A 14207-nucleotide genomic window follows, 5' to 3' on the forward strand; every position below is an offset into this window, starting at 1 on the left:
ACACGACGTGGCTATCCGCTCGTCCCGCCGCAGATCAGCGGCCATCAGCGTGGCCGCCGTCGCGGGCCTCGCCGCGGCCGGCGTCGGTTTCGCCGTCGGTGGCGCATCCGCCGGCACGGTGTCCGGATCGCTCTACCGCGACCCGTCCTCGGCGGTCGTCCGCTGGGTCGCCGCCAACCCCGGCGACTCGCGCGCCGCCGTCATCCGCGACAAGATCGCCAGCCAGCCGCAGGCGCGCTGGTACGCCAACTTCAACCCGTCGACCATCCAGTCCGAGGTCTCCAGCTTCATCGGCGCCGCCAACGCGGCGCAGCAGATCCCGGTGCTGTCGGTGTACGAGATCACCAACCGGGACTGCGGCGGCGCCAGCGCCGGCGGGGCGCCGGACCTCAACCAGTACCAGACCTGGGTGTCCAACTTCGCCCGCGGACTCGGCAACCAGACCGTCCTGATCATCCTGGAGACCGACTCGCTCGCGCTCCAGACCTGCCTGAGCACCGGCGAGCTGAACGCCCGCAACCAGGCGCTCACCACGGCGACCCAGACCATCAAGTCGGCCAACCCCAACGCCAAGGTGTACCTCGACGGCGGCCACTCGACCTGGAACAGCGCCAACGACACTGCCAACCGGCTCCGCGCGGCCGGCGTGCAGTACGCCGACGGCTTCTTCACCAACGTGTCGAACTTCAACCCCACCTCCAGTGAGGCGAACTTCGGCCGGGCCGTCATCTCCGCGCTCAACGGCATGGGCATCTCCGGCAAGCGGCAGGTCATCGACACCAGCCGCAACGGGGGAGCCGCCGGGGACTGGTGCGCCGACGACAACACCGACCGGCGCATCGGGCAGTACCCGACGACGAACACCGGCGACGCCAACATCGACGCGTACCTCTGGGTGAAGCCCCCGGGTGAGGCGGACGGCTGCCGCTACACGGCCGGTTCGTTCCAGCCGGACCTGGCCTTCAGCCTCGCGAATGGCGCGCCGAACCCGCCGACCACCGCGCCGCCGACGACCAACCCGCCGACGACCGCACCGCCGACCACGGCTCCGCCGACGACCGCGCCGCCCACCACGGCGCCGCCGACCACCCCGCCGCCGGCCGGTAACGGCTGCTCCGCGGCGGTCGCGATCAACCAGTGGAACGGCGGCTTCACCGCGAGCGTGAACGTCACCGCGGGCTCCGCGGCCATCAACGGCTGGACCGTGACCGTCGCGCTGCCCGGCGGCGCCGCGATCACCGGCACCTGGAACGCCCAGGCCAGCGGCACCAGCGGCACCGTCCGGTTCACGAATGTGGGCTACAACGGGCAGGTCGGCGCCGGCCAGACCACCAACTTCGGCTTCCAGGGCACCGGCACCGGCCAGGGCGCCACCGCCACCTGCGCCGCCTGACCGGAACCGACCCGGGGCCCGGCGCGGAGGATCGTTCTCCGCGCCGGGCCTCTCACTTCGCCGCTGCTGTCCGCAACGGATTCACGAACCGCCGTGCCCGCCTCAGGTTGCGGGCCAGCTCGTCGCGGTTCTGGTACGCGTGGCGGATCCACGCCGGCGCGAGCCGCGAGGACCTTCAGGCCTCCGTCGACGTCGCCATGCGAGCCGTCGCGGCACTCCACCCTGGTGCCGGAGGGTAACCGCCTGGATTCACTCAGCTACTTCTCAGGTGGCGTTGGTAGCTTCCCCGCTCGACGGCTTCCATTATGGACGCCGTTGATCTCGTTGTGGCACAAGGGTTTCACGTGAAAGTTTCACGGTCCTCGTGTCGCGCGTACGGCGGTCGTCGAGGGAGAGGTTCGTGGTGTTCAAGAAGATGCTGGGCGCGTTCGGGGTGGGCGGCCCCAGCGTCGATACGGTCCTGTCCAATCCGAGCACCCGCCCGGGACTGATGCTGGCCGGGCAGGTGAACCTGACCGGCGGCAGTCACGACGTGGAGATCGACCACATCACCGTCGGGCTGGTCACCCGGGTGGAGATCGACGGCGCGGAGGAGGAGTACGACGCCCTCGTCGAGTTCCACCGCGTACAGGTCGCGGGTGGTCTGCACCTGCGCGAGGGTCAGCAGTTGTCGCTGCCGTTCCAGGTGGCGATGCCGTGGGAGACCCCGGTGACCGACCTGTACGGGCAGAATCTGCACGGTATGACGATGGGCCTGCGCACCGAGGTGGCGATCCGCGGCGCGATCGACAAGGGCGACCTGGACCCGGTGTACGTGCACCCGCTGCCGGTGCAGGAACGCATCCTCGAGGCGTTCGGCCGGCTCGGCTTCGGGTTCAAGGGCGCCGACCTGGAACGCGGGCACATCTCCGGGCTGCACCAGAGCCTGCCGTTCTACCAGGAGATCGAGTACTACGCCGCCGCGCAGTACGCCCACGGCGTCAACGAGGTCGAGCTGACCTTCGTCGCGAACGAGCACGGCGTCGACGTGGTGCTGGAGTTCGACAAGCGCGGTGGCCTGTTCACCGGCGGCCACGACTCGTACGGCCGCTACCACGCCGCGCACGCCGACGCCGACCGCGTCGACTGGGCCGCGCAGGTCGACACCTGGGTCCGCCAGGCCCTCGACGGCTACCAGAGCCTGCACACCGGCCACGGCCACGGCTACGCCCCGCCCGCCCAGGGATACGGCGCGCCCGGCTACGGGCACGCCGCGTACGGCCACCCCGGCGGGCACTACAAGGAGGAGCACCACCAGGAGCGTCATGGTGGTCCCGGCATGGGCGCGGTCGCCGCGGGCGTGGTCGGCGGCGCCGCTCTCGGCTTCGCCGGCGGCATGGTCGCCGACGAGGTCTTCGACTCCTTCGGCGACGACGAGGAGGCGTGAACCACTCCTCCTCACGGATGCCTTCCATCATCACCGCCGTCGGCGACCTGGGCCGTAACCCGTACTTCCGGACCGCCAACGCCCTGGGCGCCCTGACCGGCATCAAGTAGCCCACCGTCCGGCGGCCCGGAGACCTCTCCGGGCCGCCGGACGTCGGCTCCGGCCGGTGTGGTGTCACCGCGATCCACACCGAGCTGGTCTCCACCGGCGAGCGCCCGGGTGCCGACGACAGTGAGCAGGGCCAGGCGGTCGGCATCCTCGGTGCCCGGCTCGGCCGTGTAGATCATGATGCGCAGGTCGCTGCCCGCCACGGTGAGCACGTCGCAGTCCAGGGTCAGCGGACCCACGTACGGATGATCGATTGTCTTGCGGGCGGGCTCGTGCCGGCCGACGGCGCCGGACTCCCACAGCTCGGCGAAGCGGTCACTGGTCGCCTGCAGTTCCGCGACCAGCCGCGGAGCCGTTCGTCGGCCGGATGCCGGCCGCCTGCCGCGCGCAGGTCCGCGACGAGCGCGTACCCGCCGGCGAGGGCCTCCGGAGGGCTGCGTCGTGGGCGGTGAACGCGACCAACGCGGCCGGCCCTGGTACGTCGTCGACCGCGCGGCGGTCTTCATCGGCCGGTAGGTGGCATCGGCGTCGGGTCGTTGTCGCCATGGCTCGCGCCTGCTTGCTCGGCGGACCCGTCATCCTGAGGACCGTCGGCCAGGAAATCTAGGTTGGAACGGCTAGACATCTTCTGCGGTACGGCATACTCTTCTTCAAGTCGAGAGGAAAGATCCGTCAAGACGCAGACGGGCCGTCCGGCCGTGAGGACACGACGGGCGGATAGAAGAGGAACATGCTTCACCGTTCCTCTTGAGAGGCAGTAAGAGCACGTCAGTTCCGGCGTGACACACGCCGGGGTGCAGGTGGGGCCAAGGTTCTTTCAGGGCTCCGGCTGATGTTCGCTGCACGTGTCGGGGCTGTGAAGTCGCGTGGGCTCCGGCGCCGGCGGACCGTACGACAGCAAGGGAAACGTGTACGCAGAGGAAAGGGAGGGCCTTACACCGTTGGATCGCCCGCCGTCGGCCGTCATGTCAGGCCGGGCGGACACCGCAGTTTCCATCGAACGAGAGGTGGTCTCCGGTCACGCATATGCGATCCTCGCACCCGAAGCCGTCGATGACGGCTGGTGCGGATACGACAAGCCGACGTTCCGGTCGGTAGATGGTGTTCTGACCCGTAACCCTGGGCCCCGGCGCTTGTGCGCCGGGGCCCTCGACGTGGAGGTGACATGGGGCAAAACCCCGAAGACATGTTCGGCGATGAGAACTACCCGGCCTACACCATCGGGCAGGCCGCGGAGATGCTCGGCACCACGCAGGACTTCCTGCGTCGCCTGGACGAGACAAAATTGATCAATCCGCAGCGCTCCAGCGGCGGGCACCGCCGCTACTCCCGCTACCAACTGCGCCTGGCCGCCCGGGCCCGCGAAATGGTCGACGACGGCACCGCCCTGGAGGCCGCCTGCCGGATCATCATTCTGGAAGACCAACTCGAGGAAGCCCTCCGGCAGAACGAGAAGCAGTAGCGGGGGCCGCGGCGACAGGACTGACCAGCCCACCCTTCGTGCGAGGTCGTCGGCGGGCGATGAGCCGGCCGGCCCACCAGGCGAACGCCTGGGTTCCCGCCTCGGACCGGGCAGCCCCGCTCGTCGCACCTCTTCACATCCGGCCGGCGACCGGGATGCTGTGCGTGACCGGCGGTCCGAGGGGTCGCCGTCCTACGCCTGGCCGGCGTGCCCGGGCGCGGCGGATCAGCTGCGTGTAGCGTCCGATCATGGGCAGCGGCGGAACGGACGACGTGGGTGCCGGGTGGAGCACCGCTCGCGGCGCCGGCGACGTGGCGTTGTTGTCGGAAGAGATCACCGCTGCGCGGGTTACGGCGCTGCGTCACGCGGTCGCCGCGGCAGCCCGTTCGGCGGGTCTGGTCGGCGACGGGCTGGAGGACTTCGTATTGGCGGTGCACGAGTTGGTCACCAACGTGGTGCGCCACGGCGGGGGCAGCGGCGAGGTGCGTCTGTGGCAGCACCACGACCTGCTGACCTGCCAGGTCAGCGACAACGGGCCCGGGCTGGGTGAGATTGCCGTCGCCCTGCCGTCGCCCGGGGAGGTCGGCCACCGGGGACTGTGGCTGGCACAGCAGCTCACCGAAGGGCTGATGATCGACAACTCCGGACAGGGAACGACCGCCTCGGTGACAGCGCAGCTGCGCCCCCGATCGACCGTGTACGAGGAAGGGTGACAGTGGCCACGGAGCAGACCTGGCACTGGCATGTCGACGTCGGTGCTGATCGTCGTGTCCTGGCGCTGTCCGGTGAGATCGACATGTCGGGCGCCGATCGGCTCGATGACCTGCTGCACGAGACCGTCGCCCAGGCCGGGACGGTGGAGATCGACCTGGCAGGGTTGACCTTCATCGATTCGACCGTACTCAGCATCCTGGTCGGAGCGCACCACCACGCGGTCGACCGGGGAGTGGATCTCACCCTGCTCAACGCCACCGGGCAGGTCCGCCGGATCCTCGACCTGACCGGCATCATGCAGCTGTTCGGCCGGGTGGCAGATCCGCCACCCACCGCGGTCTGAGTGCGCGAGGCGGGGAATCTCGTCGCGGCGGGCGGCGGAACAGCCGTTGCGACGCTGGGACTGCGGGGCGGTCAGGCTCTGCCTGCCGTGGGCCCACGGAAGCGGACCATGAGTACGGTGGCGTCGTCCTGCAGCCGGTCATCCTGGTAGGCGAGGATCGCGTGGACGAGACGCCGCGCGGTCTCTGGTAGCGGCAGCCCGTCGGCCAGTGCTCGGACGGTGAAGTCGACCAGCCGCTCGGTGCCGAACCGTTCCCCGTCGGCCGAGCGGGCCTCGATGATGCCGTCGGTGTAGAAGAGCACGTCGTCGCCGGGTTCGAGGGCTTCCTCGACCACCATCGGAGGACGCCGGTCGCCCAGGGCCACCGGCAGGGCGGTGGGCGTGGGCAGGACGGCGGCGACCCTGCCGCGACGGAGCACCAGCCCGCCCGGGTGTCCGGCGGAGATGACCCGCAGCCGGCCGGTGCGCTGGTCGAGTTCGGCCAGCACGCCGGTGATCAGTCCGCGCCGGTCGTGGTCACGCGCCGCGGTGTCGATGTGATGGTAGGTCTCGACCAGGTCGAACCCGCCCCGACGGGCATTGCGGTACGCGGCCAGGGCCAGGCTGGCGAGCATCACGGCGCGCATCCCGCCACCGGAGCCGTGCCCGACGGCGTCGAACAGGGCGAGGTGGGCGATGTCGCCGTTGACCGCATAGTCGAAGGCGTCGCCACCCACGTCGTAGCAGGGCTCCAGGATCCCACTGATGATCACGCCACCGGTGGAGAAGGTGAGCGGAGGAAGTTGGGCGCGCAGCATCTCGGCGGGCAGGCGCATCGGCTCGCGGCGGCGGACCGACTCGATCGTGTCGCTGTGGTGCGATCGGGTGATCACCAGCTCGGCGAGCAGGGAGGCCACCGCCTCGAACGCGGCCACCGCGGAGTCAGGCACGGCAGCTGCGGCGACCACCTCCGCGACGCCCACGCGCTCCAGACCGTTGAGCAGCGGCAACCACAACCGCGCACCGTCGTCCACCGGGCCGCCGAACGGGCGCAACATGCTGAACGCCCGGCCGGCCATGGTTCCCTCGATGGCCAGCGAGACTCGACGCGGTGCGTCCGGACCGGGCAGCGCGAGCAGCTGACGCTGCTCGTGGTCGACCACATAGAGGATCATGTCGTCGGCGCCGAGCTGCCGGGCGGCCCGCCGTGCCATCCCCGGCAGATCCTCGGGCCGGGCGTGGTGCGACTGCCGCAGCAGACCTCGCAGTGCGTCCCGCTCGCTCATGCCCACCGACCTTCGCCCCCGCCCACACGGGGCTGCCCGAGCGATCAGAGTACGCGGGCGCTCCACCCATCACGCTCTGGTGCGCGACGGTGGAATCGCCCGATAGGGCAGTGGCGGCGGGTGTGGAACGTGGCAAGCCTGTCAGCAGGTCGGCGCGGTCGGTGCCGGTTGCGGTGGCCTGGATCCGGGCGCGCCTCCGCAGGGGAGCAAGGCCGGCGGCCAGGTCCACTCACCGCCATCGGATCGACGACGGATCATGTGCTACGGTAGCCGAGTTGCAGTTTTGATTTCCGTAGACGTTTTCCGGCGCCTGATGGGGCATCTGAAACCCATCCAGGCGCTTTTCGTTTTTCGTGTCGTTTCGACGCGGGTGATCAACGCGGCGGCGTAAGGGTCCGCACAGTGCGGTCTCTAACAGCCTGCGAAGGAGCAGACATGACTACAGGTACCGTGAAGTGGTTCAACGCCGACAAGGGCTTCGGCTTCATCAGCCCGGACGACGGCGGCGCCGACGTCTTCGCCCACTTCTCCGCGATCTCGGCGAGCGGCTTCCGCAGCCTCGACGAGAATCAGAAGGTGGAGTTCGACATCACCCAGGGCCAGAAGGGTCCGCAGGCGGAGAACATCCGCCCGCTCTGATCCACATTGAGCCTTTTTCATCCTGCGTAGCGGTTGGCTTCGACGTGGTGCAGAACGAGGATGGCCTGCACGATCGTGGTCGCCCGCCGTGGGCAGCAGCGCAGCTTGACCAGGATCTTCCAGGTCTTGAGTGTGGCGATCGCCCGTTCGCCGCGGGCGCGGATCTTCGCGTGGGCCCGGTTCACGGCCTTCTGTCGGCGTGACAGCTTGGGCCGGAAGCGGCGCCGCTTGAACGGCGTGCGCACGCTCCCGCCGGCTCCCTGATAGCCCTTGTCCGCGAAGGTCGTCACCTCTGCGCTGGTCAGCGCCTCGATGATGCCGTGGGTCCGGGCCGCGGTCAGGTCGTGGACAGAGCCGGGCAGCGCCGGCGAAGCCCAAACGAGGCGGCCCGCCGCGTCGGCGATGACCTGCACGTTCACGCCGTGGCGCTTGTGCTTCCCCGAGTAGTACGGCCGCTGGTCGGCGACCCGGTCGATCGGGATCAGGGTGCCATCCAGGATCGCGTACGCCAGCCGGCGGATCCGGTTGATGGGGGTGGCCAGGTCGTTCGCGGCCATCGCGAGCAGGGCTATCGCTTCCTGCACGTACCGCCAAGCGGTACTCACGCCGACGGCGAACCCGGCGGCCAGCCGGGTGTAGGTATCACCGTTGCGCAGGTGAGCCAGAGCGAGCAGTGCCTGCCGTCCCGCGTCGAGGCGCCGCCACCTGGATCGACGCTGGTCACGGTGGTGGCGGATACGGTCAGCGAGGTGGTTCAGGGTCCGGCTGGACAACGAGATCGTGGACGGGTAAGACAGCACAGGCGAGGCTCCCGTGTTGGGGCATCGGGTTTTGGTCGATTTGCTGTCTTACCTGGAGCCTCGCCCTCATCGATCTACGGCCCCCGCCTACCCACGCTGACCTGCAAGATCAGGATGAAAAAGGCTCATTCTCTGAACGGCGGCCCGACTGGTTCAGCGGGCCGCCGTTCGGCGTTTCATGCGCTCATCACGCCGTCGCGAAAATCATCTGATCGGCAGAAGGCCGGCCATCGGTTGATGGGCAATCGGCAGCGGCGGCGCCTCAGGCGGTTGGGCCGCCGTGGTGGTCGAGTTCGTCGCGTAGCGCGCGAGCGAAGCCTTCGGCCATGGCGAGTTGGTCGCGCAGTGCGATGACCCGCGTCGTAGCGGCGGTGTGGAACATGTCGAGCCGGTCGAGCAGAGCGGCGCGGTCGACGCCGGTGGCGGTGTCGAGGGCGTCGAGGACGGCGAGGAGGTCGCGCATCTCGTCGAGTGTGAACCCGAGCGGTTTCATGCGTTTGACGACGGCGAGGCGGTCGAGGTCGGGTTCTGTGTAGAGGCGGAAGCCGCCGTCACTGCGGGCGGAGGGGACGATCAGGCCGGCTTCCTCGTAGTGGCGGATGGTGCGGATGCTGAGCCCGACCCGTTCGGCGGCTTCGCCGATCTGCATGAGGCGACCGGTGGCCGGGCCGGAGGCGCGCTGCTCCGGCCCGGTGTCGCGACTGGTGGAGGCCATCAGTGGCCGACACCGAGTCGGCCGGCGAGGGTGTCGTGGATGCGGGCGCTGGGCTGGTTCAGCTCGATGATCTCGACGGTCTTGCCGCGTGCGGCGTACTTGGTGGTGATGGCGTCGAGGGCGGCGACGGAGGAGGCGTCCCAGACGTGGGCGTGGGTCATGTCGATGACCACGGCGTCAGGGTCGTTCGTGTAGTCGAACTGGCCGACGAGGTCGTTGCTGGAGGCGAAGAACAGCTCACCGTGCACCGAGTAGATGCGGGTGCCGCCGTCGGGGTCGAGGACGCTGGTGACCTCGACCAGGTGGGCGACCCGGCGCGCGAAGATCACCATGGCGGTGAGCACGCCGACCACCACACCGATGGCCAGGTTGTGGGTGGCCAGGGTGGTGACCACGGTGGCGAGCATGACGATCGTCTCCCCGTACGGCATCCGCTTGAGGGTGGCCGGGGCGACGGAGTGCCAGTCGAACGTCGACACCGCCACGATGATCATCACGGCGACCAGGGCGGCCATCGGAATGACCGCGACCACGTCGCCGAGCGCGACGACCAGGATCAGCAGGAAGACGCCGGCCAGGAACGTCGACAGCCGGGTGCGGGCACCGGACGCCTTCACGTTGATCATCGTCTGGCCGATCATCGCGCAGCCGCCCATGCCGCCGAAGAACCCGGTGACGATGTTGGCGACCCCCTGGCCCCAGGACTCGCGAGTCTTGCTGGACGGGGTGTCGGTGATGTCATCGACGAGCTTGGCGGTCATCAGCGACTCCATCAGCCCGACCAACGCGATCCCCAGGGCGTAGGGGGCGATCAGGGTGAGGGTGTCCATGGTCCAGGGGATCTGCGGCAGGCCGAGGGTGGGCAGGCTGTCCGGCAGGGCACCTTCGTCACCGACGGTCGGCACCGCCACGCTGGCGACGACGGTGACCAGGGTCAGCACCACGATCGCGACCAGTGGCGCCGGAACCGCGCGGGTGAGGCGGGGCAGTCCAACCATGATCGCGAGGGCGACGGCGACCAGCGGGTAGACCAGCCACGGCACCCCGAGCAGGTGCGGAACCTGCGCGGCGAAGATCAGGATCGCGAGGGCGTTGACGAAACCGACCATCACGCTGCGCGGGATGAACCGCATCAACTTCGCCACCCCGAGCACCGCCAGCAGGACCTGGATCGCCCCGCCGAGAATCACCGCCGCGATCAGATAGTCCAGTCCGTGCTCCTTGGCCAGCGGCGCCACCACCAGCGCGATCGCGCCGGTCGCGGCGGAGATCATCGCCGGCCGCCCACCGCAGATCGCGATCGTGACGGCCATCGTGAACGAGGCGAACAGCCCCACCCGCGGGTCGACCCCCGCCAGGATCGAGAAGGAGATCGCCTCTGGGATCAACGCCAGGGCGACGACCAGACCGGCGAGGACCTCGGTGCGGAACACCTTCGGCGACAGCCAGGACGGACGGGACAGACGCGGCCGGGAGCCCGCGGACAGCACAGAAGACATAAAGCCATTTCCACTCGGGTGCCTGACGGACGCGCACAGCTCCCGCCCCGAACCACGGGACGCAGCTACTCACAGATCAGCAACAGTCGGTCTGGACGGTCTGCGGGCCTCATCGCCCGGACTCGTCAGGACCGCCGCAGGAGTCACCCGGCCACACCCGGGTTCACCGGTACCGAACCTACCCTTACGTAAGAGAAGAGTCGGCCGGACGTGTTGATCATCACGACGTCGCAGCTGCCAGGCCCTTGATCCAGTTCCTCGCACATCCTGTCCGGGGTGCCGGCCGGCGACGGCGGCAGGCTCGGGCTTGCCGTGCCTGCGGGGCCGGGAGCGGGGATGGCTGACGTGTGTTCGCCGGGATCGTGGCTGAGCTTCGAGGCGGACCTCGCCGGGCAGCGCGTCGCGACCCTGTTCCGGCTGCAGGAACTACTCGCCGGGATCGGCCCGGTGTTGGAGCGGGCTGTGGAACTCAACCGGAAGGGACCGATGATGGTCCTGGCGTGCTGACAGGCGCCGGTGGCGATCCGGCACGCCGGCGTCGACCGGATCACCGCCTTGCTCCGACGCGGCCACGTCAAGAACGCTGTCCACGTCGCCGAGGCGATGGTGGCAGCCGCGCGGCAGCAGACCGTAAACCTGCCCGGGCAACGCGCCGCCGCCGTGGTCGTCGGGCAGCTGGCTACCGAGATCCCCGCCCTGGAACAGCGCATCGCCGCTGTCGACGACCTCATCGCCGAGCAACTCGACCAGCACCCGCTGGCGCCGATCATCGAGAGACTCCACCCTCCCCGCCAAGATCAACCGGAGTCGTATGGAGACTCCTAAGACGACGCTCCATCTGTACCCGGAGGCTGACTACCTGCAGGTTCCTATTTTGTTTTCGTGTTAGTGGGTCGCACGCGCGCGTTGCTCGCTTGCCGAAGATCAGCAGAGCGGGCGTAAGTCCTGCTCAGGCCGTGCTTCGGTCGGTTCGACGCGTCCTTGTCGGATCCGGCGAAATTGCCGCGCCGCATCAGTCTCCGGTGCTGCGACAGCGTGGGCCAGCAGCGTGGCGAGTTTGGCTGCGCGTGCCGGGTGGTGATGACCGACCCAGGGAACTCCGCCGACGAGGTATTGAGCGAAGTCGGGGTGGTCGGTCCGGTTCTGCGCGGCGAGGCCGGTGCGGGTGGCGTTGTGGAGGATGACGCGGAGCAGGTCGTACTCGTCGCGGGGTGCGGCGGGGTGGTGGTTGACGAAGAGTCGGGCGAGGAGTTGCCGGTCGGCTCGGCCGCGGCCCTTGGCCACAGTGGACTTGGCACCGGCCACCGAGGGTTCGAGCTGCCCGCCGAGCCGCAGCGGCGTCGGGGAGCGCAACACGGCCGTTGCCTCGCCGAGGTCACGATCGGGTGTGACGTGATGTTTGATGACGGCCCGTGGTAAGTGCTGGGCCTGTCTTTCGGGTGCGCCACCAGATGATTGCGGTGATGACGACGATCGCAAAGGCGGGGACGAGCTGGTACGGCGTGCCGACTCCGGCTGAGCGGTCCTGCAGTGCACTACCGAGGTCCACCCGCAGGGACGTGGCCAGGATGAAGGAGAACGTGTTGAGGACGGCGTGCAGCATAACCGCGATCTCCAGCCCGCCGGTGCGCCAGGTGATGATGGCCAGTCCGGTCCAGAGCACGAAGTACCAGACGATGATGTACGGATCGGTCGCTCCGTGTGCGGCCGTGAACAGCACGCTCGAAACCAGCACCCCGGCGACCAGTCCCGCCCGTCGGCTGCGGGTCCAGCTTCCGATCACGCGGAAGATCAACCCACGTACGCCGTATTCCTCGCCCGCCGACTGGAGCGGGGTGAGGAGCATCGTGGCGATGAAGATGGCGACGAGGTCGGTCTGCGACCAGGGGGCCTCGTCGACGGGCGCGAGAGATCCGAGGGCGACGACCACCAGCCAGGCGGGACCGAAGACGAGCAGCGATCTGCTGAGCAGGTCGAAGCGGAACCGTGACGTCACGGAGTGCAGGGACGCACCGGGTACGCCGTAGAGCCACCGCTGGATGAGCATGCTCCACGGAATGAGCAGGCCGAGGGAGAGCATCGTGCTGGCGTGGTAAAGCGGCGTGTAGTCGGTGCCGCCCAGGATCGGCGGGGTGTTGCCCTGCTGTACGTCGATGGCCGCGGCCGCCCTGCCGAGGACCGTCGGGAAGATGACGAACCCGGCCAGCAGGAGGATGATCGCAAGAATGCCGCGGCCGATCCGGCGTTCGTCGCCAGCGAGTACCCGGTGGTATTCGACCCCGGCGGGAGCTGACGGCCCGTTGCGGGGCTCGCCCGGAGTGAGTAGTGAGTTCGGCTTGGTTGCCGCGGTCATGCTGTCCTCCTGTGGATGGGGTTACTTCCCTGCGTGGTCGAGCACGCTGTAACGCAGGCGGAGTGCCCGCTCGGCGCTCCCCAGTGCGGCCCCGACGGCGAGGGCGAAGTTGAGCCAGATCGGTAGGCGGACGGGCGATTCGAACGTTCCGACGTTCTCCGCGATCGGGGGGATCTGCGAAACCGGTCCGGCGAGTTGCAGCAGGTTCAGGCCCACGCCGATGACGAGCATCAGCACCGAGAGGAGGCTGATCGAGCGGCTCAGCGTCGGGTGCTCGCGTTCGACGCGGGCACGGCGTCCTTCGGCGGACCTCGGATCGGGAAAGAGGGGGTACTCGGCGCCCGCAGTGATGACGTAGTGGCAGCGTTTGAGCCCGAATGCGCTGTTCGCCACCTCGATGGTGCCGCCCTCCACGGGGAAGGCCGCCGGGAGCTTGGACTCGGCGTGGTGTCTGCCGTCGAGATACAGGTGCGCTCTCGCCTTGCCGCCCTCCGGGTCGGTCCGGCGTGGGATGTCGACGGCGTACACCGTCTGCCGGCCGTTCCCGTTGGGCAGTGCGAGGTAGAACAGTGTGCGGAAGGGTAGCTGCCACCAGCGGAGGCGTTTCAACGCCCGGCCGTCTCCGCTCTTGATGCGCTTGGCCGCCCGCTGTTGCCGCCAGTCCTCGATCACGTTTCCTCACTCACCGTCGATCGCCCGGGTCCACTAACACGCCGTACTAGTGGCAACGCTAGCACGGCGTGCTAGTACGATGTGCCAGGAGGTGGCAGGTGACACGGGACGACGGGAGCACCAGCTCACGGGAGCGGATCCTCGCGGCTGCGGCGGCGATGCTCGCCGAGGACCTGGCTGCGCGGTTGAGCGTGCGTGCGGTCGCGGCACGGGCCGGGGTGAGCACAGGCTCGCTCAGGTTCCACTTTCCGACCCAGCGGGCGCTGCAGGACGCGGTGCTCGCCAGGATCTACGACCACCTCTTCCCTGATGACCCGATCCACGACCGATCACTGTCCGCCCGGGATCGACTGGTCAACTGTCTCCGGCAGGTGCTCTCCCCCACCGGTGTCGGGGAGCAGGCACGTGAGGCGTGGAGCAGGGCGTACCAGATGTTCATCGCACCCGAACCGACCGAGGAGGTGCGCGCGGCCTATCTCGCCCTGGAGCGGGAAGGGTGGCGCCGTGTCGAGTACTGGCTGACGGTTCTCGCTGACGAAGGCGCGCTCCCCAGGGAAGACCACGCACGCCGAGTGAGATTCCTGCTCACCGTGCTCCAAGGGCTCTCCATCGAACGAGCCCTGCCCGCCGAGGACTCGATCCTGAAGTCCGAAACCGAAACCCTCTACACGGCCGTGGACTGCGTCCTCAACGCCCCGAACACATGAGGCATCCCGTGCCGATCCTCCGCATCCCGACAGCGCCCCCGGCAACGCCCCCGAACTGGTCAGCTACGACGGCCACGGGACAGAGATCGACAGGCGCCCGCTGTTCCAAGC

Annotated in this window: 16 protein-coding genes and 1 pseudogene; 9 read left to right on the forward strand and 8 right to left on the reverse strand. The window is 69.0% G+C overall.

The genetic code is table 11. From position 1 onward, the window contains the following. The first annotated feature begins 7 nt into the window (after window positions 1-7). Window positions 8-1393 (forward strand): glycoside hydrolase family 6 protein, encoded by a 1386-nt coding sequence (locus ML5_RS04115; protein WP_013473816.1) that lies wholly within the window; start codon window positions 8-10, stop codon window positions 1391-1393. A gap of 400 nt (window positions 1394-1793) precedes the next feature. Further along, window positions 1794-2819, forward strand: coding sequence for a sporulation protein (locus ML5_RS04120; protein WP_013473817.1), 1026 nt, complete (start codon window positions 1794-1796; stop codon window positions 2817-2819). A 245-nt stretch (window positions 2820-3064) separates the two neighbouring features. Here ML5_RS04120 and ML5_RS32675 read toward each other — a convergent pair. Then, window positions 3065-3433 (reverse strand): annotated as a pseudogene (locus ML5_RS32675) (transcriptional regulator); the annotation flags it as partial. Window positions 3434-4092: 659 nt separating this feature from the next. Between ML5_RS32675 and ML5_RS04125 the strand changes: the two are divergent. The 3 genes from ML5_RS04125 (at window position 4093) to ML5_RS04135 (ending at window position 5446) form a co-directional block, all read left to right on the forward strand. Continuing rightward, entirely contained in the window at window positions 4093-4389 is a 297-nt protein-coding gene (locus ML5_RS04125) for a helix-turn-helix domain-containing protein (RefSeq protein ID WP_013283829.1), read from the forward strand. A gap of 248 nt (window positions 4390-4637) precedes the next feature. Continuing rightward, the gene (locus tag ML5_RS04130) at window positions 4638-5102 is read left to right on the forward strand and encodes an ATP-binding protein (protein WP_013283830.1); all 465 of its coding nucleotides are present in this window, start codon (window positions 4638-4640) and stop codon (window positions 5100-5102) included. After that, a complete protein-coding gene (locus ML5_RS04135; protein ID WP_235437409.1) occupies window positions 5099-5446 on the forward strand; it encodes an STAS domain-containing protein in 348 nt (115 codons plus the stop codon). The genes ML5_RS04130 and ML5_RS04135 overlap by 4 nt, the downstream gene beginning before the upstream one ends. A 71-nt stretch (window positions 5447-5517) precedes the next feature. Here the strand turns inward: ML5_RS04135 and ML5_RS04140 are convergent, their stop codons facing one another. Further along, on the reverse strand, window positions 5518-6711 hold the full coding sequence (locus ML5_RS04140; protein WP_013473819.1) for a PP2C family protein-serine/threonine phosphatase: 1194 nt from the start codon (window positions 6709-6711) through the stop codon (window positions 5518-5520). A gap of 435 nt (window positions 6712-7146) precedes the next feature. Between ML5_RS04140 and ML5_RS04145 the strand changes: the two genes are divergently transcribed. Then, window positions 7147-7350, forward strand: coding sequence for a cold-shock protein (locus ML5_RS04145; protein WP_013283833.1), 204 nt, complete (start codon window positions 7147-7149; stop codon window positions 7348-7350). A 17-nt stretch (window positions 7351-7367) separates the two neighbouring features. On the opposite strand, the gene ML5_RS04150 is transcribed toward ML5_RS04145, so the two are convergent. The 3 genes from ML5_RS04150 to ML5_RS04160 form a co-directional block, all read right to left on the reverse strand. After that, complete coding sequence (locus ML5_RS04150; RefSeq protein ID WP_013473820.1) at window positions 7368-8150, reverse strand: IS5/IS1182 family transposase; 783 nt, start codon at window positions 8148-8150, stop codon at window positions 7368-7370. Window positions 8151-8412: 262 nt separating this feature from the next. Further along, window positions 8413-8865, reverse strand: coding sequence for a MerR family transcriptional regulator (locus tag ML5_RS04155; protein WP_013473821.1), 453 nt, complete (start codon window positions 8863-8865; stop codon window positions 8413-8415). Further along, a complete protein-coding gene (locus ML5_RS04160) occupies window positions 8865-10364 on the reverse strand; it encodes a SulP family inorganic anion transporter (RefSeq protein ID WP_013473822.1) in 1500 nt (499 codons plus the stop codon). Before ML5_RS04160 ends, ML5_RS04155 begins: the two co-directional genes overlap by 1 nt. 336 nt (window positions 10365-10700) lie before the next feature. Between ML5_RS04160 and ML5_RS32680 the strand changes: the two genes are divergently transcribed. Beyond that, the gene (locus ML5_RS32680) at window positions 10701-10871 is read left to right on the forward strand and encodes a hypothetical protein (protein ID WP_236619356.1); all 171 of its coding nucleotides are present in this window, start codon (window positions 10701-10703) and stop codon (window positions 10869-10871) included. A gap of 9 nt (window positions 10872-10880) precedes the next feature. After that, entirely contained in the window at window positions 10881-11189 is a 309-nt protein-coding gene (locus ML5_RS32685) for a hypothetical protein (protein WP_041784081.1), read from the forward strand. 99 nt (window positions 11190-11288) lie between these two features. On the opposite strand, the gene ML5_RS31895 is transcribed toward ML5_RS32685, so the two are convergent. The 3 genes from ML5_RS31895 to ML5_RS04185 are packed head-to-tail and all read right to left on the reverse strand — an operon-like array spanning window position 11289 to window position 13389. Next, on the reverse strand, window positions 11289-11720 hold the full coding sequence (locus tag ML5_RS31895) for a hypothetical protein (protein WP_143766924.1): 432 nt from the start codon (window positions 11718-11720) through the stop codon (window positions 11289-11291). Window positions 11721-11739: 19 nt separating this feature from the next. Then, window positions 11740-12717: a CPBP family intramembrane glutamic endopeptidase gene (locus ML5_RS04180; protein WP_013473823.1), complete on the reverse strand. Its 978-nt coding sequence runs from the start codon at window positions 12715-12717 to the stop codon at window positions 11740-11742. Between the two features lie 21 nt (window positions 12718-12738). Next, window positions 12739-13389 carry a hypothetical protein gene (locus ML5_RS04185; RefSeq protein WP_013473824.1) on the reverse strand — a complete coding sequence of 217 codons (651 nt, stop codon included), beginning with the start codon at window positions 13387-13389 and terminating at the stop codon, window positions 12739-12741. A gap of 98 nt (window positions 13390-13487) precedes the next feature. Between ML5_RS04185 and ML5_RS04190 the strand changes: the two genes are divergently transcribed. After that, window positions 13488-14096 (forward strand): TetR/AcrR family transcriptional regulator, encoded by a 609-nt coding sequence (locus ML5_RS04190; RefSeq protein ID WP_013473825.1) that lies wholly within the window; start codon window positions 13488-13490, stop codon window positions 14094-14096. The last annotated feature ends 111 nt before the right edge of the window (window positions 14097-14207 follow it).

The sequence above is a fragment of the Micromonospora sp. L5 genome, assembly GCF_000177655.2.
In the GTDB taxonomy this organism is placed as follows: Bacteria; Actinomycetota; Actinomycetes; order Mycobacteriales; family Micromonosporaceae; genus Micromonospora; species Micromonospora aurantiaca.

Bases quoted from the DNA above. Each gene is read 5' to 3' on its own strand.
- ML5_RS04125 (WP_013283829.1), top strand. From the start codon at position 4,093: ATGGGGCAAAACCCCGAAGACATGTTCGGCGATGAGAACTACCCGGCC.
- ML5_RS04130 (WP_013283830.1), top strand. From the start codon at position 4,638: ATGGGCAGCGGCGGAACGGACGACGTGGGTGCCGGGTGGAGCACCGCT.
- ML5_RS04140 (WP_013473819.1), bottom strand. From the start codon at position 6,711: ATGAGCGAGCGGGACGCACTGCGAGGTCTGCTGCGGCAGTCGCACCAC.
- ML5_RS04145 (WP_013283833.1), top strand. From the start codon at position 7,147: ATGACTACAGGTACCGTGAAGTGGTTCAACGCCGACAAGGGCTTCGGC.
- ML5_RS04155 (WP_013473821.1), bottom strand. From the start codon at position 8,865: ATGGCCTCCACCAGTCGCGACACCGGGCCGGAGCAGCGCGCCTCCGGC.
- ML5_RS04160 (WP_013473822.1), bottom strand. From the start codon at position 10,364: ATGTCTTCTGTGCTGTCCGCGGGCTCCCGGCCGCGTCTGTCCCGTCCG.
- ML5_RS32680 (WP_236619356.1), top strand. From the start codon at position 10,701: ATGGCTGACGTGTGTTCGCCGGGATCGTGGCTGAGCTTCGAGGCGGAC.
- ML5_RS04180 (WP_013473823.1), bottom strand. From the start codon at position 12,717: ATGACCGCGGCAACCAAGCCGAACTCACTACTCACTCCGGGCGAGCCC.